Here is a 21,419-nt window from a genome sequence, read left to right on the forward strand (position 1 = left end):
TTGCTGCGCAAGCAAGCCAACTGTATTCTTTAACCTTATTCACATACTAAGCATTCCCCAATATGTCACATACCTAATAAAAAACACTCCAACACAAAGTATCTTTCGAGAAACTCAACGTTGGAGTGTATATAAATGTTCTTACATTGATTCAGGTGCGCTTACACCGACCATTGCCAATGCATTTTTCAATGTAATTCTGACCGCTTCAATCATAGCGATATGTGCTTTTGTTTTTTCAATATCATCTGTTAATACTTTTTCAGCATTGTAGAATTTATGGAAATGAGCAGCCAAGTCTTGAATATAGTTAGTAATTCTATGTGCTGATCTATGTTCTGCAGCACTTTCAATTGTAGGCTCAAAGTCAGCTACTTTTTTCAACAATTCAATCGCTTTTTCATTTGTAATCGTTGTAAAATCATTCGCAGCAGTCACTTCAATACCTTGCTCTTTTGCTTGTTTTAAAATTGAACAAATACGTGCGTGAGCATATTGAGCATAATAAACTGGGTTATCTTGAGATTGCTCTTTCGCTAATTCCATATCAAAATCAAAGTGGCTATCAGGACTACGCATAGTTAAGAAATAACGTGCAGCATCAACGCCAACTTCGTCCATAATTTCTCTTAAAGTAATGGCATTACCAGTACGTTTACTCATCTTAACTTCTTTACCGTTTTCCATTAAACGAACCATTTGCATGATTTGGATTTCTAAACGATTGCTATCCACACCAAACGTTTCAAGAGATGCTTTCAAACGATTAATATATCCATGATGATCAGCACCAAATAAATCAATTAAAATATCATTACCACGTTTAACTTTATCAAAGTGATACGCAATATCCGGTAAGAAATACGTATATGTTCCGTCATTTTTAATTAATACTCTGTCTTTGTCATCTTTAAAATCAGTTGTACGTAACCACGTTGCACCATCTGCTTCATACGTATAACCTAATTCTTTCATCTTAGCTAAAACTTCAAGAATTTCACCTTTTTCATATAAAGATGTTTCACTAAACCAGTTATCAAAATGCGTATTAAACTCTGCTAAATCATTTTTCAGTTTAGCCATCTCATATTCTACGCCTAATTTTCTAAATTCTTTCAAACGTGCTTCTTCAGAATAATCTTTAATTTCAGGGTGTTTCTCTGCTAAATCTTTTCCTATTTCAATAATATCTTTACCATTATAGCCATCTTCAGGCATTGAATAGCTGTTATCACCTAATGCTTCAAAGAAACGTGTTTCAATTGAACGCGCTAAGTTAGTAATTTGATTACCAGCATCATTAATATAATATTCACGTGTTACATTATAGCCAGCTGCAGTTAAAATATTAGCTAAAGCATCACCAACTGCTGCATTTCTAGCATGACCAATATGTAAATCTCCTGTAGGGTTAGCTGAAACATACTCAAGCAATACATTTTGACCTTTTGATTCATTTACATGTCCAAATTGGTCACCTTTTTCAATTGTTTCAGGAATAATTGCTGTTAAATACTGATTATCTAAGTAAAAATTAATGAATCCTGGACCAGCAATGTCAATTTGTTTTACATGTGCTTTTTCAGTATCTAAGTTATCAACTATCGCTTGAGCAATTTCACGAGGATTACGCTTTGCAATCTTAGTCAGTACCATCGCAATATTAGTAGCATAATCTCCATTTTTTGTATCTTTAGGAACTTCAATTTTAATATCAGGAATCTCATCTGCTAATCCTGCTTTGTTAATACTTGCTGCAATTTCTTCTACTAATGTTTGTTTCACTTGATCAATAATATTCATTCGCCTATCTCCTTATAGTTAATTTCATATTGATAAGAACCCATTTTTTCATTATCTTGATATAATTCATAATGAATCTTTAACTTGCCACCGTCTCCACTTACGAAATGTAAAATGCGTAATGTTTTAACTTCTAGTGGAATTCGTCCAGCCGATATATCGTAAAAAGTTGTTGTCGTTTGTCCTTCAACAAAATGCAAATTCATATTAATGTCGCCTTTACGAATCAACTTAACGCTATCATCATCCACTTTTATTGTAACATTAACTGTTGCATCCTCAATTTGTTCTACATACCGAATAAAGTTAGATTGCCTTTGTTGCCAAGTTCCTTCAGTAGTAAATTCAAATTTTTCTTTTTCGTTGTGCTGTTTCAACACTTGCTTTGTTTGAATACTTACTTTTTTATCCAATTTACTACTCACCTTAATCTTCGCATAATAGAAATATTATAGCATAAAATAAGGTCATCTTGTTATGCCTTCTTAAAGCTAAATAGGTTCAATTAATTAACAATTTCATACTTAATCAACGCTTCATATATGTAAGCCATTTTATAAAATACAAATAACACCTCAAAACCAAAAAACACGAGATTTTCACTATCTTACATGAAAACCTCGTGTTTGATTATAATGATAGTGTTTAGAGCACTACCTTCTTTATCTATAAAGTCATTTGATATTTTTAAAATTTAATAACCATTCTACCAGTTATAGTACCATTTTCCATTTCTTCAAAAATATCATTGATTTCTTCTAATTTTCTTAATTGAACTTTAGGTGTTACTTTATTTTCAGCAGCAAATTCAAACGCTTCACGTAAGTCTTGTCTTGTACCAACAAGTGAACCTACTACTTCAATACCATCAAGCACTAATCTTGGGATATCTAAGTTCATTTTATCAACAGGTAAACCAACGGCAACAACTCTTGCACCAGCTTTTACAACATCAACCGCTTGGTTAAATGGCGTCTTAGCAACTGAAGTTACCACTGTTGCATCTAATCCTTTGTTATCAGTTAATTTCATAACTTCTGCAACTGGGTCTACATTTTTAGAATTAATAATGGCATCTGCACCTAATTCTTTCGCGAATGCTAATTTATCATCATTAATGTCGAAGGCAACAATTTTAGCCCCCATAACGTTTTTAGCATATTGTAAAGCTAGGTTACCTAAACCACCTATACCAAAAACACCTAACCATTGTCCAGGTTTTACATTACTTACTTTTACAGCTTTATAAGTTGTCACACCTGCGCATGTAATAGAAGACGCTGCTGCTGGATCTAATTTTTCAGGTACTTTCACAGCATAATCTGCAGTAACAATAACTTGTTCAGCCATTGCACCATCTACTGTATAACCAGCATTTTTCACACTACGGCAAAGTGTTTCACGACCTGTTGTACAATATTCACATCTTCCACAGCTTTCGAACATCCAAGCGATAGACACACGGTCTCCAATTTTTAATGATTCTACATCTTCTGCAACTTCGATGACTTTACCAATACCTTCATGACCTAAAGTAACGCCTGTAACATCACCAAAATCAGCATTCTTAACATGTAAATCGGTATGACAAACGCCACAATATTCCGTTTGTACCAATGCTTCACCAGGTTTTAAAGCTCTTAACTTTTTGTCCTCAATACTTACTTTGTGATCTTTCGTTACAACTGCTGCTCTCATAATAATGTCCTCCTTATAGTCACTCCAGTATGTATGATATTAATTGGTGATTACTTTCAAAAATGAAAACGAATAATTATAGATGTAATTTTTATTTGTAATAGACGCCAAATTAAAACATACTACTGTGACTTTGTTTTTTGTTAGATATCAACCGTTAACTTTTAACGTTTCCCTAGTTAATATGTTAAAAGAAATGACATAATCGATATGCTAACGTGTAATTTTTACTTCACATATATTTATTTAAAGATAATTTATAATACTCTTATCTTCACTCTTATTATAATGTGAATTAATTCACAAAGTATATAGCTATGATCAAAAAAATGTGTCAGTTATTCAAATTTTTTATTAACTACAGATTAATTTAATTTCAAAAAAATTAAAAAAACTCCCAATCAATCTAAGACTTTATTTTCACCTCATGATTTACGTCGTCATTGAGAAATGAATCATATCTCTATAGATTAATTGGGAAATTTTAGTTTCTAATATTTAATTAAATGCTTGATGTAAAGCATCAGAAGAATGCTTCCACATACCTTCATCATGGTTCATTAAAAAGTCTTTTAAAATAGCTTTATTCTCGTCACCAATATGATCAATGATAATATGATGTTTCATTGATTTATCCATCATATTAACATGTTCAGGCATACTTTTATAACCACGACGAATTGCTTTATTCACTAATAAATAGCACGCTGTTAAACCAGCATAATATGGTCCTTGTTCATTACGTTCTGTTGTTACCCAACACAACCAATATTCTTTAGCTTCATCGCCTTCAACAGCAGCTTTATCAGTAATCCATTTCACGCCTTTTTCAACTTTGGCGCGAGCATGCATGCCTCCAATATCAATAAATGCTTCTTTGTTAGCAACATCAATAAAAACTGGCGCAATATTGTCTAAGCTGATTGAACCGATATTTGTACCTTTATGACCGTCTAAAGGGTCATTCTTAATGATATTAAAATTAAAGCCTTTTTTCTCAGACAATGATATAACCTCCATATTTAACGATAACAATTTTAGCCCTGTTTAATTAAGCTCGTTAATCAAATTTTCAATAGCTTCTCTAATTGTCTTATCTTTAATCTTTGCAACCATTTCTCTAGGATAATATAATTTATAGTCTTGGCGATTAATGCCTGTAATACTATGAATGACTAAAGATTGATTGCTTATTTCTCTAATCGTACCATCTTGTCTTAATAAATGAATCGGTTTGCGATTTGACCCCGGTCGATCATAGTCATATGGCAAATCCGAAAATGCTTCACTCACAAAATAATAATCTGGATTAATACCACCTGCTTCAAACAGTTCTTGCAGTTCTGATATTGTAATAATTGAGCCATCAAATGGAATATATTTAAATAAGTCTCGATTAATAAATCGACTTGCTAAATCACTTAAAATGGCATCATCTTCTTTTGTCCATTTTTCCAAATAATACGTAACTACCGCTTCATCGAGTTCAACATATTGTTCAATCGTAACTGTCTCTTCAAAAAATGGAATAAAATCATGTGGATGCAACTTAAATTCATAGCCTTCATTATAAAGCTGTTTTGCGCGTTTCAAACAATTATTAAGCAGCACTTCTCCACCACGACTAACTGGGTGGAAATAAATCTGCCAATACATTTGATAACGACTCATAATAAAGTTTTCAACTGCATGCATACCACTTTCTTTAATTAGTACTTCATCTTTAGAAGGTCGCATTAATCTTAAAATACGTTCCATATCAAAAGCACCATATGACACACCTGTGAAATACGCATCACGTTGTAAATAATCCATTCTATCCGCATCGATTTGTGAAGAAATCATCGAAATGACCAATTTATTATGATGCGTTTTATTAATTACTTCCGCAACTTCTCTTGGAAACTCAGGCGATACTTTACGTAATACAGCATTCACCTCAGTATCTCCAGTAATAATCGCTTGAGTGTATGCTTCATGGTCTGTATTAAATATTTTTTCAAAACTATGTGAAAATGGACCATGTCCTAAATCATGTAATAATGCAGCACATAATGCCAACGGTCTATCTTTATTGTCCCATGCATCATGACCAATAAATGACTCATCAATTAATCGTCTAACTATTTCATACACACCTAAAGAATGTCCAAAGCGACTATGTTCTGCTGTGTGAAAAGATAGGTACAGTGTTCCTAATTGTCTAATTCGACGTAACCTTTGGAATTCCTTAGTTTTAATTAAATCCCATATCAATTGATCTTCAACATGAATATATCGATGTATCGGGTCTTTAAAAACTTTTTCTTCTACTAATTTTAAATCTACATATGCGTTAGTCATTATTCCCCTCCTTTTCAATTTTTTTATTTAACGCGCTTAAAATACTTTGTACATAAGTGCTAAGTCTAACTTTTCGCCATACATTTCTGGCTGATAAGAGCGTAAGATTTTAAAACCTTGCTCTTTATAGTAAGCTACTGCTTCTTCATTTTTATTATCTACTTCTAAGTAAACACCTTCAAATTTATCTTCAAAACGTGATAATCCTTCATTTAATAATGCTGTACCATAACCTGTATGTTGCGATTCTGGTTTAACATAATGAGCTGATAAATATAATTCTTCACCGTAAATAAAGTTAGCAAAGCCAACGATGTCATTACCTTCTTCAACGACTAAGAATAATTGTTCTTGAAGTCTTTTCTTTAAATGATGTTCATTATATGAAGCTTCTAACAAATGATTAACTGTTGTCGCAGCGTATATATTTAAGTATGTATTAAACCAAGCTTTAGTTGCGACATCTCTAATTTGAACAACATCTTTTTCAGTTGCTTGTCTTACCTTGAACATGACTTTCTCCCCTTATTAACAAGTTTTAATAACGGCATTATACCACAACTTGCTCAATACTTAATAAACAATGATTGTCTATTCAATTTATATATTTATATTTTCCGTTAAAATTAAAAATAAAAAATAACGAAGCAAAAAATCACTTCGTTTAGTATGAGGTATGTCTTATTGCAATAGTTGATTCCATTCTGTCGCACGTGCTAAGGCATAGTTGTCTTTCATGATGTCACCAGGCTTTTCAGCAGTTCCAATAATATAGCCATTTAAAGTGGCACCTAAAAAGTCTAAACTATATTTCATTTGAGTAATTGCTGGATTCGCTTTTATTTTTGGGCAATCTCCACCAACTAAAATAACTCTAAAATCCTTTTCGGCCATTTGTGCCTTAAAATTAGGATAACGTTTATCTTGTAGTGTTTCTGACCAATGTTCTATAAATGCTTTTAATGGCGATGAAATGCTATACCAATACACTGGTGATGCAAAAATAATTGTATCACTAGCCAATATTTTATCTAGAATCGGCAAATAGTCATCGTCATATGAAGTAATAGTCTCTGTTGTATGTCTCACGTCACGTATCGGTTTAAACTGATGTTGTGTCACGTCAATCCATTGATACTCTAGATCTTGCAAAGCGAATTTTGTTAATTGTGCAGTATTACCGTTTGGTCTACTCCCACCAAACAAAACAGTAATCATTTTAGCCTAACCTCACTTTTGATTAATAAATATCTGTGTTTTTCGTTACCTAATTATACTATCATAAGCTTTGCCTACCGAATAGTAAAACGCTTACAACTTTTATATAAATTTGACGAAATTTCGTCATACCTTATATAACGTCGTTTGTGATACGGGGCTAATTCATGATGAATTAGATACATATGTCACCATTAAATACAATTCATTTAGTCTTCAATTGGAAACAGTTCATCGATATATTGAATCTCATCATCTGATAAAACGATATCTGCAGCTTTAATATTTTCAACGACTTGTTCTGCACGTTTTGCACCAGGAATAATCACATCGATAGCTGGTCTCGTTAAATAAAATGCTAATACAATGTTCGCAATTGAAGTTTGATGTGCTGCAGCTATGCTTTCCAAAGCTTTTACGCGACGCACATTTTCTTCAAATACACCTGGTTTAAAATCACGACGTGTAGTACGATGGTCACTAAATTTAGTGTTCTCATCATATTTTCCAGCTAAAATACCAGATGCTAATGGGAAATATGGAATAAATGTGATTTGGTGATCAACACAATATTGTAATACTGCCTCATTTTCGCGATGCAATAAATTATATTCTAACTGTACAACATCAACGTAACCATCTTTATTTGCTTCTTTAAGTTGATCTAATGTGAAATTTGATACACCAATGGCTTTAATCTTCCCTTGTTCCTTAAGCTCTTGTAATGCTGCAACTGCTTGATCTTTCGGAGTGTTGTCATCCGGAAAATGAATATAATATAAATCGATATAATCAGTTTGTAGACGTTTCAAACTATTCTCAACTTGTTGTTTTAAATATTCCGGTTGATTGTTCTGATGTACTTCTTGATTTTCATCAAATTCATGAGACCCTTTCGTAGCAATTTTAATTTGCTCTCGCGGATATTCTTTAACAACTTCTCCAACCAATTCTTCTGATCGTTCTGGCCCATAAATATATGCCGTATCTAATAAATTAATACCATGATTAATGGCTTGACGAACAACATCTTTTCCTTGTTCTTCATCTAAGTTCGGATATAAATTATGCCCACCTACTGCGTTCGTCCCAAGTGCGATTGGAAACACTTCAACATCAGATTTACCTAAGTTTACAAATTGCTTCATTAGACCCAGCTCCTTATCTTTATAACTTTTCCACTATCACACTATCATGATTTAATACAACTTCCAAATGTTTGAATTAGGGTTTGAATTTGGGCGGTGTATTAGAAAAATGTTATGTAGAACTCAGTTAAAATAAGTATTGCTTAAGTTGATATTCACATAGCGCGATTGCTCGTTAGCCTTTAAATTACATGTACTTTTGAATCAGAAATTGAAAAACATTTAAGAACGACAACATTAAAGCCATTAAAAATTTAATTAGAAATACTATAATGTTTTGATTTGCATAACAAAGAAATTAAAACTGTTAATATTAACATGGGATATCCATTATAAAACATTCATCTTTGTAGTTGATAATTCTATATTTCGGATTTTTATTCATTCTATCTATGAGTCGAATTTTTATATTAAATTTAATAATTTTAGATTTAAAAAACTCCTTTATTATTCAGCTTTTTTTAAGAAGTATTACATGAGCTTTTTTAATGCCAATGGGAACAATGTTTATAAAAAAGAAAAACATAGTTACTGCACCCCAACAGATAAATATAATTATATTTTGAACATCTATAGTTATCAGGGCATATAAAGCGAAAAATGAAAAACCACCGAAATATAAATATGCAAATATTATAAAGAAAAAATGTTTTAAATTAGGTAGCAATATCATTTTCTGACTTTTTTCTTTATTCATAGTAAAAACACTTAATGCTAACCTACGATTTAAATTTAGGTAGAAAAATAAAATACCAAGAAATACAACAAAAAATATGGCTATTACTATTGTTTTTTCCAATCTAACATTAAATAAAGGCATATACTTTCTAAAAGTCACACTAAATAAAACTGAACTGCCTAATGCTGGCCAAAATGCATTGTTTTTAGCAGGTTTGAAAGTGTTTAAATTTTCTAATTCTTCTTGACTGATCTTGATGTATCTTTTTGGTGTCAACCAATTAAGCAATGGAATAAATAAAACTAACCAATTATTTATTATATTCACCATCAAATATTCATCATTATATTTAATAATTCTATATTTGGGATTTTTGTATATAGCTATTACCTCGCAAAGCAATGTCTCCACATCCCTTTAATTTTATGTGTAATACATTTTTCGATACTTCAAAAGACATTAAAATATTATCAACTTACTATCATTAAAAATTTTATTCATTGTTATTTGCATATCTTTAATCTGAATTTATTACCACCATTTAATTTTTAAGTATGACATGAATGTTTTTATCTATAATTAAAGCTATATTCACTAGAAAAAAACCCATTATTGCTGTAATCCAAGCAAAATATACTATTATGTTTTGATAACTCATTGATAATAGAGCATATGAGAAAATCACTGTCCAAAAAATTAAAAAAACATATCCGAACAATGTGAAACAAAAATTTTTTAGTGTTGGTATTAAGATGATTTTCGACCTTTTATTTTTAGTATTATAAATATTTAAAGATGATTTTTTAATTAGGCGTACATAAAATATTAAAATACCTATAAATGTGATACAACATATGGCAATAACTAATTTTTTATCAAGTTGAGTGTCAAGTAAATGCGTATACTTTCTTAATGTAACTGCGAATAAAGTAGAGATACCTGCAACTGGCCAAAAAACATTCTTTTTAGCAGGTTTAACAATATTTAAATTTTCAAACTCTTCTCTACTAATTTTGACGTATCTTTTGGTGATGAACCAATTAATAAAAGGAAAAAAACAAACTAATCCAAGTGCTTATTATATCGATCATTAAGTACTCATCATTATATTTAATAATTCTATATTTTGGGTTTTTATTGATGATTTTAGATTCGCATAGCATTGATTATCAATTCCACCTTATTCTAATTATTTTTTATTTGAAGAGTGGCTAACATAATATAATTAGTTATTAATTCGCTTTTTATAACTTTAGCTGTTTTATTTCCCTGTTCTAAGATAGCTCCTCGATTTAAAATCATTGCTTTTTATGAACCAACATTTAAGTATCCGATACTACCTAAGTTAATCAATTTTGCTACTTATTTGTTTTTAAAATAACATGAATATTTTTATCTAAAACCGATGACATATTCAGTAGAAAGAAGCATGCAGTCATGCCAATTAAAGCAAGAAATTCTATTATATTTTGAGGGGATAAAGTTACTAACATACTCAGAGCCATTGTTGACAATCCACCAAATAATATATAAGCAAATAAGGATAAACAAATATTTTTAAATGTAGGTATTAATATGATCTTTTCGTTATTACTTTTATTTTTATCAAAAATATGTAACTTCAATTTTGTATTTATATATATAAACAATGCGAAAACACCTAGAAGTATCATACAGCATGTTAATATAACTAATTCTTTTTCTAAATGGATATTAAGCAAATAAATATATTTTCTTGTTAAGGTTGTTAATAACACTGCAAATCCTGCAACAGGCCAGAAAGTATTATTTTTAGCGGGTTTGACAATATTTAAACTTTCAAATTCTTCTCTACTAATTTTCGCGTACTTTTTGGGAATAAACCAATTAATCATGGGCAAAAAATAAGCAATCCAAGTACTTACTAAATCAACCATGAAATACTCCTCATTATATTTAATGATCCTGTATTTTGGGTTTTTATTAATGACTCGAGATTCACAAAGCACTGTTTATCACTTCCTACTTTTACTTAGTAATCTTTATTTGAAGAACGGTTAACATAATATTGTTAGTCATTTTTCTACCTTTTTATAACATATACTTTTTTATTGACTACCAAAGCTACATTACTAAGTAAGAACATTATTACAAGCATAATCCAAGTAATAAATAAAATGATGTTTTGAATACCTTCTGTGATAAACATATAAAAAGCAAGTATGCTTAAACCACCAAAAATAATATACGAAAGGAGCATTAAGTATAAATTTTTAAAAGTTGGTATTAAAATTATCTTTTCATCACAGTTATTTCTATCATAAACATTTAATTTAGATTTCGAATTAATATATAAAGCTGAAAGGAAAACCCCCAAAAGTACGAGACAGCATAAAATATTCACAGCAATTTGATTAACTTGTATATTTAACAACTGTATATATTTTCTCGTCAATACTGCCAATAAAACTGATCCCCCACCTGCTATCCATCCAGCTGAGCTACTATTTTTCGGTGTAAATGTATTTAATTCTTCAAACTCACTTTGACTAATCTTCGCATATTTCTTAGGTACACCCCAATTAAGCATTGGAATGAAGAAGAAAATCCAAGAACTAGTTACATCAACCATTAAAAACTCGTTCTTATATTTTATAATTTTATATCTCGGGTTCTTATTTATATTTTTTGATTCACAAATCAACACTTACCACTCCCATTTCATAGGGTTTATATGATTGCTAATACTTTTTGTAGCTTCACCAACGACATTTCCAATGCTATCTACTGTACTTACCGTTGACTTTTTGAAATTATCAATACCTTCATCTATCTTATGTCCAACCCAATCAGTTTTATCTTTTAACCCCAAAATATTTGCTTGGTAAGCCCAATCAGCAAGGTGGGTAGCTCCAATACCTACTGCCAAACCTCCTAAAGCAGCCCAACCAACTGGGTTACTTGCAAGTGCGACTATTGTTGCTGAAGTAGCAATTCCAGCACCAGTACCTATTCCTGTAGTTAAAGCATTATGCGACAACGCCTCACCAAATGTTTTATCATCATTTGCAAGGTCATCATACATACCTATACCAAATCCTACACCTGCAACACCTTTACCTAGGTATTTTCCACCTTTTGCAAATTTACTACCATTTTCTATAAACACATTACCTGATGTACGTTTGACTTCCACAAATGAATTTGGACCGGCTGGGCCTTTCACTCCACCTGCTGTATTGATAAATACACCGAATTTACTTGCATTTATACCGCCTTGCTCTAAAAGTGTTGACGTGATATCTAATCCTATATCTCGTTTAATACTATCTTTATTGTCATTTATATATTTCATTATACTTTTCGGGATATCGTCTTCTGGATGTTCTTTGGCATATGCCTTTATAACAGCAAAGTCTGCTTTATTTAAAGTTTCTTTCTCTGCTTTTTGTTCAATTTTCCCCATAGCAACTTTCAAATATTTCTCATGACTTACTTTGGCCCAATCAAGTTCTTTACCTGAAGGAATATTAAATTGATTTGTTGAAAAGTTCCAAAAATTTTGTGCTTGTGTAAGTCCTTGTTGGACAATTTTTTGAAATTCTTCAACTTCTTTAAATATTTCTGGTGATTTTTGATTAAACTCACGCAATTTGCGTAGCTTCTCTTCTAATTCATGTTTTTGTTGACCTAATGTTTGTATTATTTGTTGGTTCGATGAAATGGCTTGCTGATTATCCGAAGCATGCTTTTTCAAATTGTTATTCAAATTTTCATATCGCGTAATTTGTTGACTTAATGATCTGATATCTTCTTCAAGCTCTGATTCTTTTAAAGATATGCTATCAACCTCACTCGTATAACGTGACACAAAATTATCGCAAGCTTGATTCGTTAAATCACTCAATGTTTTCATACTTGTTGATAATGGAATTAGCACCGTACTGAAAAATTGCTTAGCTGACGTATATGCTTTACCTTTAAGTGCATCATCATTGATAAATTGAGTAATTGCTTTTTCCAACGCATCATAATTTGAATTCATTGATTGACTCAAATTACCCACACTTGAAGCTTGGTTTCGAGATCTGTCTAAATACATGTCAATACTCATCGGCATGCTCGTTTTCCAAAAATATGTAATTTTCAAACTATTTAAAATCAAATGCTTTTTACATCTACAAAATTGTAAAATTTTAAAACTCGGCGATGATTATTTCTTATGTAAAGGGAGTCTCGATGCAAGTAAATTGAGATAACATGTCGCCTTTTTCTTATTTTAGCATATGGATATAATGGTGTCTTTGTATATTCGCAATTAATCAATAAAAATTATCTTTCAATATTTTAATTTTATTGCGACAACATCCTTAACATTAAATATATTAATATCTCAAAATATATTTACTATTAAAATATGTCACCAGTTGTTAAAAGTGTTTCCTCATCATGCGAAATATCAAAACGTCTCTAAAATACGAATAAGTTTACAAAATCACACAACATCATCATTCAATATTTTATTGCCCTCATTTTCAATATTCATTTCATATCTATCAGTTTATACATAACTAAAATTTCAATTGTGCAATCTCACCGTTAATGCAACAACTTTCAAACAATAAATCATCAAAATAATCACACCTAATTCAACACTTTTCAAACATAAGTATTGACACATTGAGCAAAATGATTTTTAATTGTAACTAATACAGTTACAATTATGAGGTGAGAAACATTGAATTTAGAATTTAACATTGCCGTGCATGTATTAGCTTTTTTAACTAAGCATCATTCAGAAAAATTCAATAGTAGTTCATTAGCTGAATTAACTTGTTTAAATCCTGTTCAATTACGACGCGTGACGACTCAACTTGTCGATTTAAAAATGATTGACACAATACGAGGTAAAGATGGTGGATATTTAGCAAATGATCGTAGCGCTGATGTCTCTTTAGCAACATTATATAAACATTTTGTCTTAGAGAAAGAACATCACACACGACTATTTACTGGCGACGAAGGCAGTCACTGTCAAATTGCTCGTAATATTGCAACTACCATGTCACATTATCAACAAGACGAACAGAATATCATTATTAATTTTTATAAAGAAAAAACAATCAAAGATGTCATTGAAGACATTCAAAAGGAGGATTTATGTCATGAAAACATATGATTTAATTGTAATAGGATTTGGGAAAGCTGGTAAAACTTTAGCCAAATATGCTGCATCAACAGGTCAACACGTCGCAGTTATCGAACAATCTCCGAAAATGTATGGCGGCACTTGTATCAATATAGGATGTATACCTTCGAAGACACTTGTACATGATGGATTAGAAGGCAAATCTTTTGAAGCAAGTTATAACCGTAAAAACGATGTTGTCAATGCGCTAAACAATAAAAATTACCACTTATTAGCAGACGATAGCAACATTGATGTACTGGATTTTAAAGCGCAGTTTAAATCTAATACTGAAGTGAATTTATTAGATCAGCATGGCGATATCGCCGATAGTATTACTGCACCTCATATCATTATTAATACTGGTGCTACCTCTGTAAAACCTAACATTAAAGGTCTTGATCAAGCTAAACACGTCTTCGATTCAACAGGTTTATTAAACATTAACTATCAACCTAAGCACCTCGTTATTGTAGGTGGCGGTTATATCGCCTTAGAATTTGCTTCAATGTTTGCGAACCTAGGTAGTAAGGTTACAGTATTAGAACGTGGTGAATCATTTATGCCACGCGAAGATCAAGATGTCGTTGCACATGCTATTACTGACTTAGAAAATAAAGGCATTGCATTGCATACAAATGTTGAAACGACTGAATTGTCATCTGACAATTATCATACAACTGTCCATACTAACGTTGGTAACTTTGAGGCTGATGCAGTACTTTTGGCTATCGGACGCAAACCGAATACGGATTTAGCATTAGAAAATACTGATATCGAATTAGGCGACAGAGGCGAAATTAAAGTCAATGCTCATCTTCAAACAACTGTGCCGCATATTTATGCTGCAGGTGATGTTAAAGGCGGACTTCAATTTACGTATATATCTTTAGATGATTATCGAATTATCAAATCAGCTTTATATGGTAATCAGTCACGTACGACTAACAATAGAGGCAGCGTACCTTATACAGTATTTATAGATCCACCATTATCACGTGTTGGATTAACTAGTAAAGAAGCTGCCGCTCAACATTATGATTACACTGAACATCAACTTTTAGTAAGTGCTATACCTCGTCATAAAATTAACAATGATCCAAGAGGTTTATTTAAAGTAGTCATTAATAATGAAAATAATATGATTTTAGGTGCTACATTATATGGTAAGCAATCTGAAGAATTAATTAATATAATTAAACTTGCGATTGATCAAAACATTCCATATACCGTATTACGAGATAATATTTATACGCATCCTACGATGGCCGAATCATTTAATGATTTATTTAATTTCTAGACAAAACATAAAAACCTAGTGGCACGCATTGAATGATGCTGCCATCAGGTTTTATTGTTGTGCTTTTCGCTTTTCTAATTTTTCTTTAAGCTTTCTATCTTGTTCTTCTTTACGACGTTTACGTTCTTCATGTCGTTTTCTTAAACGCTCTTCTTCTTCAGGATCACGTGGTTTCTTTAATTGTTGAGAAACTTTTTCGATTAATTCTTCTTCAGTAAGCGCAGCCAGTGGGCGGTTATTAACAAAAGTGAATGTTTTTCGGCGTCCAGGTCCACAATAAGATTGACAACCTATCACGATTTCAGCATCGGGATCTAATTTTTCCAACTTCTTTTGTAACGTTCTTATATTGACTGCCTGACATTCATCACAAATAAGGAATGTATTTTTCATATTGCTACCCACCTTTCTTTATCATATCTATATCGTTGATTTCATTAATTTTTTCGTTAACTCTATCTATTTTACTCTTTTTAATATTTTTTTCAAGATACGTAACACGGCTGACAATAAAAAATGGAGCATTTATCTTCTAATTAAATTAGATGATTGCTCCCCTATCAAATCATTTATTGCCCATGATAAATATTAAATTTTAATGGTTTAATACCATGTTTTGTCCATTCATCATAAATTTTTTCTTTATCTACATCTTTATTGATAATTGTAATACCACAGTCTCCACCACCAGCGCCTGATGTTTTAGATGCGCCGTGATACTTTTCAGCAATATCACACAAATATTTTAGCTTTTCAGTTTCTATATCAACTGTAGCTTCTTTATCCATACGTTGAATAATTGTACGATTCTGACGCACCATCTTTTGCACACCTTTAATGTTATTTGTTTTAAAAGCATGAATAAGTTTTTCAACACAACGATGTGAATCTTCTAAGAAGTCACCGTAAAATGAAGGATCTGATTTCAAACGTTTCACTTCGCTAACAAAGTGTGGTGATGACGCCGGTGAGCCAGTCCAACCGATAAGTACTTCCATATTTTCAGGTGCTTGTAATGGTTCGATGTGCAATCCAGGCCAGTTTTTGATTAAAACTTCTTCAACCGTAGTATCTTCAATTTGATGCTTGACCCATTCATGATCAAAAGTACTATACGCTAACCATCCACTATATACACTCACAGCAATATCTCCGCATGAACTTAAACTTTGTAACTTCATATTTGCAATCACTGCTAGTTTATAAATGTATAAATTAGATAACTTCATATCATAAAATTCATTTAATACTTTTATAACTGATACAAGTACTGCTGCACTTGAACCTAATCCATATTTATGACCATTTGAATCATCTAAATTACTATCAATAGTCAGATGAAAATGCTTCATCGCTATATCGCAACTTTTCGCGTATTGTTCAAATATTTCAATAGCTGTGACCACATAATTTAATTGCTTTGCTGCATGTGGATCTGAAATGACAATACTATCTTCATCTCTACTAAATGTAACTGGGTTATGATGTAATGCTTTTGAATGAATGGTACCTTTATATTGGTCTGCTTCTTCAATAGTAGCAGTTACAAAACGATCTAACGCAATAAGTACAGATTTATATCCTGGTTCTGTTACAGCATATTCTCCAGCAATATAAAGTTTTCCGGGTGCTTTGACCTGAATCATTTTATCTCTTCCTTACTCAATTATTTCAATTCCTGTGGCAATAATGTCACTATCAATAATTTGGTTATTATCAAACTGTGTTAATAATTTATCTATAATCTGTTGCTTGTTTTTCTTTTCTACAAGTATTTTCACATTAGGACCCGCATCCATCGTAAAATAACACGGATACCCCGCTTCTCGGCATTCGTGAACGAGCGCCATTACATCATAACTTTCTTGCACAAGATATGTGAACGGCGGTGTTGATCCTAGATTCGTGGCATGCATACGCAAACCATTTTCTTCAATTACTTCACCAAGGCGTTTAAAATCTTTGTCTTGAATCGCTGCTTTTGCTTCAGCTAAATCTTCATCAATATGATCTAACCAATATTGATAAAACCTTGATGTGTTTCGTGTCAATGACATACCATATCGACTAGGTACCTTTTTAGAATGTTGATTAATCACAACAAATATCATGGCAAGGTCATCTTCAAAATGATTCGATTCAAGTGGAACGGCATATGACGTCTCATCACTATACCCTTTTTCCCATTCTGCAAATCCACCATAAATACTACGCGACGCAGAACCCGAACCGATTCGCGCCAATCTCGATAAATCCTTATCTGACAGCTGCAAGTCTAGCGCTTGATTACAAGCTGCTGCTAAAGCTGCATATGCGCTTGCTGATGAAGCCAATCCTGCTGCTGTTGGTACAAAATTGTCGCTTTCAATTTCTACATACCAATCGATGCCAGCTCTATTTCTGACAATATCCATATATTTTGAAATTTTCTCTAATTCTTTGCCACTAACCTTTTCACCATTCAACCAAAATTGATCCTGTGTTAACTGGTCGTTAAAAGTGACTTTTGTTTCAGTGTAAAATTCCTCTAATGTAACAGATATGCTATTATTCATTGGAATGATTAGTGCTTCATCTTTTTTACCCCAATATTTTATAAGTGCAATATTCGTATGTGCACGTGCTTTGCCACTTTTAATCAACGCATTAACCTCCTAAATTCTCAATCCATGTATGTGCTGCACCAGCTTTTTCTACAGCTTTTACAATATTTTTCGCTGTTGGTAAATCTTTGGCAAGCAATAACATACTTCCACCACGACCAGCACCAGTAAGTTTTCCAGCAATCGCACCATTTTCTTTACCAATTTTCATTAATTGTTCTATTTTATCATGACTAACTGTCAACGCCTTTAAATCCGCATGACATTCATTAAAAATATCCGCTAAGGCTTCAAAGTTATGATGTTCAATCACATCACTCGCACGTAAAACTAACTTACCGATATGTTTTACATGTGACATGTACTGAGGGTCCTCACAAAGTTTATGAACATCTTCTACTGCTTGTCTTGTTGAACCTTTCACACCAGTATCTATAACAACCATATAGCCGTCTAAACTTAACGTTTTCAACGTTTCAGCATGACCTTTTTGGAACCAAACTGGTTTGCCTGATACAATCGTTTGCGTATCAATACCACTTGGTTTACCATGTGCAATTTGCTCTGCCCAATTAGCCTTTTCAATGAGTTCTTCTTTCGTTAATGATTTCCCTAAAAAATCATAACTCGCACGAACAAAAGCAACCGCGACAGCTGCACTCGATCCTAATCCACGTGATGGTGGTAAATTCGTTTGGATCGTTACTGCTAGCGGCTCTGTAATATTATTCAATTCTACAAAACGGTTCACCAAAGACTTAAGATGGTCAGGCGCATCATATAACATACCATCGTAAACATCGCTTTTAATAGACGAATAGTTCCCGCTCTCTAAGGCTTCTATTAAAACTTTGATTTTACCTGCGTTAAACGGTACTGCAATAGCAGGCTCTCCAAATGTAACAGCATGTTCTCCTATTAAAATAATCTTACCTGTCGATTCCCCATATCCTTTTCTTGTCATGTCAATATCACCTTTTATATTTATCCTATACTTGATTCATTATTTTTATTTATTAGTAAAAGACATCATATTCTAAGTTGCATACGCATTCGCGTTAAATTTCATTGCAGTCTTTATCTCACATTATTCATATTATGTATAATCTTTAATTTGAATTTATATTTGACTTAACTTGATTAGTATAAAACTAACTTTCGTTTACTTCAAAGTTTAAATCTTATCGAGTGATATTTCAGATTCTTTATCTTTTTATAAAATAGCCCTACAATTTATAATTTTCCACCCTAACTATAATACTACAAATAATAATTGGAATATATAGATTTACTACTAAAGTATTAGAACATTTCAATAGAAGGTTCGTTCTTTCATAGTCATACGCATTATATATACCCTATTCTCAATCTATTTAATACGTAAAACATGAAATTTTCTTATTAAATTTATTATTTCAATCATATCATTACTTTTAATTTAATGATGTTCAATTTAAATATTAGGTCAATAACATATTTATGCTATTTATGGATACTTTCAAAAATAACAGCCCCAAACGATAACTTGAAAGGGGCTGTTAAATATTTAACTATTGCATTTGGTCTATCATTTTCTTGTTTCTTTCAATCATTTTATCAAAATACGTATCGTATCTTTGCCATTCTTCTTGAGTAATGGGTGTCATATTTAATACACCGCCAAGATCTTTGATTGCATATAATAGTAAAAACATTACATCTTGAACAGTAATCGTTTTGTTAAGCAATGTCTCTAATGAGGCCATACAAGATGGTTCAATTTCAGGATATTTAAATTTAGTCACTTCACCTTTTAAAGCATGTTCATAAAATGTTTGCATCATCAATGCACGTTCTGAACCAGAGCCTTCAACACAAAGATAAATTTGTACAGCAATACCGCCTCTAACTCTTCGTTGCGATATGCCTGCAAATTTCTTACCATCGATACTTAAGTCAAATTTTCCTGGGCAATAAGAATGTTCAATTTCCATCGTATCAATATCAACATTCTCATCTTCGAACATTTTGCTAATTAAGAGATACATCACAGTAAACGCTTCATCAATCGTTGTTTCTGTTTGTCCTTTGAACATCAGCGATATATTTAATACACCTTGATCTAGAACGACACCTAGGCCTCCAGAATTTCTAACAATGGCATTATAACCAATCTCATTCGTTAAATAATCAATGCCATCTTTTAAAAACGGCAATCTTGAATCATGAATACCAAGAATAACAGTATGTTGATGAATCCAAGTACGCACAACATTATCTGATATATCTTTGCCCACACTTTCGCAAAATGTATCATCGAATGCGAAAGATTGCATAGGCTCTAATCCAGAAGAATGGTCGATATATCGCCAGTTGACACCATTAAAATATTTACTCGCTAAATCCATCGTTATTGTAAGGCTTGCGCTGCTGTAATAATTGAAAGATTGTATACATCTTCAATTGAGCAGCCACGTGATAAGTCATTTACTGGAGAATTTAAACCTTGTAATACTGGACCAACTGCATCATATCCACCTAAACGTTGTGCAATTTTGTAACCAATATTACCAGCTTCTAAACTTGGGAATACAAAGACATTTGCATCACCTTGTAATTTAGCACCTGGCGCTTTTTTCTCAGCAACACCTGGTACAATCGCAGCATCAAATTGGAATTCGCCATCAATGATTGCTTCTAATTTTTCTTCTTCAGCTTTTTGTTGTGCTAATTTGACAGCTTCTTGAACTTTTGTCACGTCGTCTGATTTAGCAGACCCTTTTGTTGAAAAGCTTAACATTGCAACTTTTGGATCCATGCCAAAGCTTAATGCTGATTTTGCACTTTCTACTGCAATTTCTGCAAGTCCTTGTGAATCAAGTTCTGGATTGATTGCACAATCACCAAAGATGTATTGTTCATCACCTTTAATCATAAAGAAGATACCTGATGTTCTTGATACACCTGGTTTCGTTTTGATGATTTGTAATGCTGGACGCACAGTGTCGCCTGTTGAATGTGCTGCACCACTAACTAAACCATCTGCTTTACCAGCATAAACAAGCATTGTACCGAAGTAGTTCACATTGTTTAATAATTCTTGTGCTTGTTCTTCAGTCGCTTTACCTTTACGTCGTTCAACAAATGATTGAACTAATTCAGCTTTCAATTCACTTGTCGCAGGATTAATTAATTCAATATTAGAAATATCAAGATTAAGTTTTTGCGCTAAAGATTGAACCTTAGTCTCATCACCTAACACGATTGGTGTAACATAATCTGTTGCTTGTAATTGTGTTGCAGCTGTTAGAACACGTTCGTCCTCTCCTTCAGGTAATACGATTTTAACGTTTTTACCAGAAAGTTTGTCTTTTAATACATTTAATAAATCAGCCATAATGTCCTCCTGTAATATAAATCTTATTAATCATTCACGGTATAATTATACGCCATTTTATTTCATAATGCCACGTCACCAATT

At 32.1% G+C, this 21,419-nt stretch carries 23 protein-coding genes and 1 pseudogene; 2 read left to right on the plus strand and 22 right to left on the minus strand.

The features are described from left to right. Positions 1 to 141: 141 nt before the first annotated feature. From argS to HMPREF2658_RS11475, 16 genes and pseudogenes are all read right to left on the minus strand, one after another. Positions 142 to 1,803 (minus strand): arginine--tRNA ligase, encoded by a 1,662-nt coding sequence (gene argS / locus HMPREF2658_RS11400; protein ID WP_054194611.1) that lies wholly within the window; start codon positions 1,801 to 1,803, stop codon positions 142 to 144. Then, a complete protein-coding gene (locus HMPREF2658_RS11405) occupies positions 1,800 to 2,216 on the minus strand; it encodes a YwiB family protein (protein WP_000359086.1) in 417 nt (138 codons plus the stop codon). Before HMPREF2658_RS11405 ends, argS begins: the two co-directional genes overlap by 4 nt. Before the next feature lie 92 nt (positions 2,217 to 2,308). After that, positions 2,309 to 2,395: a hypothetical protein gene (locus tag HMPREF2658_RS11410; RefSeq protein ID WP_223223711.1), complete on the minus strand. Its 87-nt coding sequence runs from the start codon at positions 2,393 to 2,395 to the stop codon at positions 2,309 to 2,311. 95 nt (positions 2,396 to 2,490) lie between these two features. Then, on the minus strand, positions 2,491 to 3,501 hold the full coding sequence (gene adhP / locus HMPREF2658_RS11415; RefSeq protein WP_001200749.1) for an alcohol dehydrogenase AdhP: 1,011 nt from the start codon (positions 3,499 to 3,501) through the stop codon (positions 2,491 to 2,493). A 498-nt stretch (positions 3,502 to 3,999) separates the two neighbouring features. Further along, a complete protein-coding gene (locus tag HMPREF2658_RS11420) occupies positions 4,000 to 4,521 on the minus strand; it encodes a YwhD family protein (RefSeq protein WP_001796423.1) in 522 nt (173 codons plus the stop codon). Between the two features lie 27 nt (positions 4,522 to 4,548). Next, the gene (locus HMPREF2658_RS11425) at positions 4,549 to 5,844 is read right to left on the minus strand and encodes an HD domain-containing protein (protein WP_000180234.1); all 1,296 of its coding nucleotides are present in this window, start codon (positions 5,842 to 5,844) and stop codon (positions 4,549 to 4,551) included. A gap of 36 nt (positions 5,845 to 5,880) precedes the next feature. Beyond that, positions 5,881 to 6,357: a GNAT family N-acetyltransferase gene (locus HMPREF2658_RS11430; RefSeq protein ID WP_000477503.1), complete on the minus strand. Its 477-nt coding sequence runs from the start codon at positions 6,355 to 6,357 to the stop codon at positions 5,881 to 5,883. Between the two features lie 168 nt (positions 6,358 to 6,525). After that, positions 6,526 to 7,062: a flavodoxin family protein gene (locus tag HMPREF2658_RS11435; protein ID WP_054194612.1), complete on the minus strand. Its 537-nt coding sequence runs from the start codon at positions 7,060 to 7,062 to the stop codon at positions 6,526 to 6,528. Between the two features lie 209 nt (positions 7,063 to 7,271). Beyond that, the gene (locus tag HMPREF2658_RS11440) at positions 7,272 to 8,210 is read right to left on the minus strand and encodes an aldo/keto reductase (RefSeq protein ID WP_000808896.1); all 939 of its coding nucleotides are present in this window, start codon (positions 8,208 to 8,210) and stop codon (positions 7,272 to 7,274) included. 451 nt (positions 8,211 to 8,661) lie between these two features. Next, positions 8,662 to 9,291 carry a DUF443 family protein gene (locus tag HMPREF2658_RS11445; RefSeq protein ID WP_054194613.1) on the minus strand — a complete coding sequence of 210 codons (630 nt, stop codon included), beginning with the start codon at positions 9,289 to 9,291 and terminating at the stop codon, positions 8,662 to 8,664. A 139-nt stretch (positions 9,292 to 9,430) separates the two neighbouring features. Beyond that, a pseudogene (locus HMPREF2658_RS11450) lies at positions 9,431 to 10,052 on the minus strand (DUF443 family protein). Between the two features lie 22 nt (positions 10,053 to 10,074). After that, positions 10,075 to 10,191: a hypothetical protein gene (locus tag HMPREF2658_RS11455; RefSeq protein WP_001788281.1), complete on the minus strand. Its 117-nt coding sequence runs from the start codon at positions 10,189 to 10,191 to the stop codon at positions 10,075 to 10,077. A 56-nt stretch (positions 10,192 to 10,247) separates the two neighbouring features. Next, the gene (locus HMPREF2658_RS11460) at positions 10,248 to 10,877 is read right to left on the minus strand and encodes a DUF443 domain-containing protein (protein WP_001796422.1); all 630 of its coding nucleotides are present in this window, start codon (positions 10,875 to 10,877) and stop codon (positions 10,248 to 10,250) included. A 74-nt stretch (positions 10,878 to 10,951) separates the two neighbouring features. Further along, positions 10,952 to 11,572 (minus strand): DUF443 domain-containing protein, encoded by a 621-nt coding sequence (locus tag HMPREF2658_RS11465; RefSeq protein ID WP_001818893.1) that lies wholly within the window; start codon positions 11,570 to 11,572, stop codon positions 10,952 to 10,954. 3 nt (positions 11,573 to 11,575) lie between these two features. Beyond that, on the minus strand, positions 11,576 to 12,982 hold the full coding sequence (locus HMPREF2658_RS11470) for a T7SS effector LXG polymorphic toxin (protein WP_000020787.1): 1,407 nt from the start codon (positions 12,980 to 12,982) through the stop codon (positions 11,576 to 11,578). A gap of 465 nt (positions 12,983 to 13,447) precedes the next feature. Then, complete coding sequence (locus HMPREF2658_RS11475) at positions 13,448 to 13,549, minus strand: hypothetical protein (protein WP_031785481.1); 102 nt, start codon at positions 13,547 to 13,549, stop codon at positions 13,448 to 13,450. Between the two features lie 57 nt (positions 13,550 to 13,606). Here HMPREF2658_RS11475 and hypR point away from each other — a divergent pair, with 57 nt between their 5' ends. Beyond that, positions 13,607 to 14,047: a redox-sensitive transcriptional regulator HypR gene (gene hypR, locus HMPREF2658_RS11480; RefSeq protein WP_001047242.1), complete on the plus strand. Its 441-nt coding sequence runs from the start codon at positions 13,607 to 13,609 to the stop codon at positions 14,045 to 14,047. Beyond that, on the plus strand, positions 14,034 to 15,356 hold the full coding sequence (merA, locus tag HMPREF2658_RS11485) for a hypothiocyanous acid reductase MerA (protein WP_000860583.1): 1,323 nt from the start codon (positions 14,034 to 14,036) through the stop codon (positions 15,354 to 15,356). The genes hypR and merA overlap by 14 nt, the downstream gene beginning before the upstream one ends. Positions 15,357 to 15,407: 51 nt before the next feature. On the opposite strand, the gene HMPREF2658_RS11490 is transcribed toward merA, so the two are convergent. The 6 genes from HMPREF2658_RS11490 to pta form a co-directional block, all read right to left on the minus strand. Beyond that, positions 15,408 to 15,749 carry a YuzB family protein gene (locus HMPREF2658_RS11490; protein WP_000798967.1) on the minus strand — a complete coding sequence of 114 codons (342 nt, stop codon included), beginning with the start codon at positions 15,747 to 15,749 and terminating at the stop codon, positions 15,408 to 15,410. 176 nt (positions 15,750 to 15,925) lie between these two features. Further along, positions 15,926 to 17,002: a phosphomevalonate kinase gene (locus tag HMPREF2658_RS11495; protein ID WP_000616885.1), complete on the minus strand. Its 1,077-nt coding sequence runs from the start codon at positions 17,000 to 17,002 to the stop codon at positions 15,926 to 15,928. Between the two features lie 12 nt (positions 17,003 to 17,014). Next, entirely contained in the window at positions 17,015 to 17,998 is a 984-nt protein-coding gene (mvaD, locus tag HMPREF2658_RS11500; protein WP_000597319.1) for a diphosphomevalonate decarboxylase, read from the minus strand. Between the two features lie 4 nt (positions 17,999 to 18,002). Next, positions 18,003 to 18,923 carry a mevalonate kinase gene (gene mvk, locus HMPREF2658_RS11505; RefSeq protein WP_000197034.1) on the minus strand — a complete coding sequence of 307 codons (921 nt, stop codon included), beginning with the start codon at positions 18,921 to 18,923 and terminating at the stop codon, positions 18,003 to 18,005. A gap of 586 nt (positions 18,924 to 19,509) precedes the next feature. Then, complete coding sequence (locus HMPREF2658_RS11510) at positions 19,510 to 20,346, minus strand: lipoate--protein ligase family protein (protein ID WP_000362356.1); 837 nt, start codon at positions 20,344 to 20,346, stop codon at positions 19,510 to 19,512. Positions 20,347 to 20,348: 2 nt separating this feature from the next. After that, positions 20,349 to 21,335 (minus strand): phosphate acetyltransferase, encoded by a 987-nt coding sequence (pta, locus tag HMPREF2658_RS11515; RefSeq protein WP_000774287.1) that lies wholly within the window; start codon positions 21,333 to 21,335, stop codon positions 20,349 to 20,351. Positions 21,336 to 21,419: the final 84 nt, after the last annotated feature.

The organism is Staphylococcus sp. HMSC062H10 (assembly GCF_001836945.1).
In the GTDB taxonomy this organism is placed as follows: Bacteria; Bacillota; Bacilli; order Staphylococcales; family Staphylococcaceae; genus Staphylococcus; species Staphylococcus aureus.

Excerpts from the sequence above, each read along its gene's own strand:
- argS (WP_054194611.1), bottom strand. The coding sequence starts at position 1,803 with ATGAATATTATTGATCAAGTGAAACAAACATTAGTAGAAGAAATTGCA.
- adhP (WP_001200749.1), bottom strand. The coding sequence starts at position 3,501 with ATGAGAGCAGCAGTTGTAACGAAAGATCACAAAGTAAGTATTGAGGAC.
- HMPREF2658_RS11420 (WP_001796423.1), bottom strand. The coding sequence starts at position 4,521 with ATGGAGGTTATATCATTGTCTGAGAAAAAAGGCTTTAATTTTAATATC.
- HMPREF2658_RS11425 (WP_000180234.1), bottom strand. The coding sequence starts at position 5,844 with ATGACTAACGCATATGTAGATTTAAAATTAGTAGAAGAAAAAGTTTTT.
- HMPREF2658_RS11430 (WP_000477503.1), bottom strand. The coding sequence starts at position 6,357 with ATGTTCAAGGTAAGACAAGCAACTGAAAAAGATGTTGTTCAAATTAGA.
- HMPREF2658_RS11435 (WP_054194612.1), bottom strand. The coding sequence starts at position 7,062 with ATGATTACTGTTTTGTTTGGTGGGAGTAGACCAAACGGTAATACTGCA.
- HMPREF2658_RS11440 (WP_000808896.1), bottom strand. The coding sequence starts at position 8,210 with ATGAAGCAATTTGTAAACTTAGGTAAATCTGATGTTGAAGTGTTTCCA.
- HMPREF2658_RS11455 (WP_001788281.1), bottom strand. The coding sequence starts at position 10,191 with ATGATTTTAAATCGAGGAGCTATCTTAGAACAGGGAAATAAAACAGCT.
- HMPREF2658_RS11470 (WP_000020787.1), bottom strand. The coding sequence starts at position 12,982 with ATGAGTATTGACATGTATTTAGACAGATCTCGAAACCAAGCTTCAAGT.
- HMPREF2658_RS11475 (WP_031785481.1), bottom strand. The coding sequence starts at position 13,549 with ATGTGTCAATACTTATGTTTGAAAAGTGTTGAATTAGGTGTGATTATT.
- merA (WP_000860583.1), top strand. The coding sequence starts at position 14,034 with ATGAAAACATATGATTTAATTGTAATAGGATTTGGGAAAGCTGGTAAA.
- HMPREF2658_RS11490 (WP_000798967.1), bottom strand. The coding sequence starts at position 15,749 with ATGAAAAATACATTCCTTATTTGTGATGAATGTCAGGCAGTCAATATA.
- HMPREF2658_RS11495 (WP_000616885.1), bottom strand. The coding sequence starts at position 17,002 with ATGATTCAGGTCAAAGCACCCGGAAAACTTTATATTGCTGGAGAATAT.
- mvk (WP_000197034.1), bottom strand. The coding sequence starts at position 18,923 with ATGACAAGAAAAGGATATGGGGAATCGACAGGTAAGATTATTTTAATA.
- HMPREF2658_RS11510 (WP_000362356.1), bottom strand. The coding sequence starts at position 20,346 with ATGGATTTAGCGAGTAAATATTTTAATGGTGTCAACTGGCGATATATC.
- pta (WP_000774287.1), bottom strand. The coding sequence starts at position 21,335 with ATGGCTGATTTATTAAATGTATTAAAAGACAAACTTTCTGGTAAAAAC.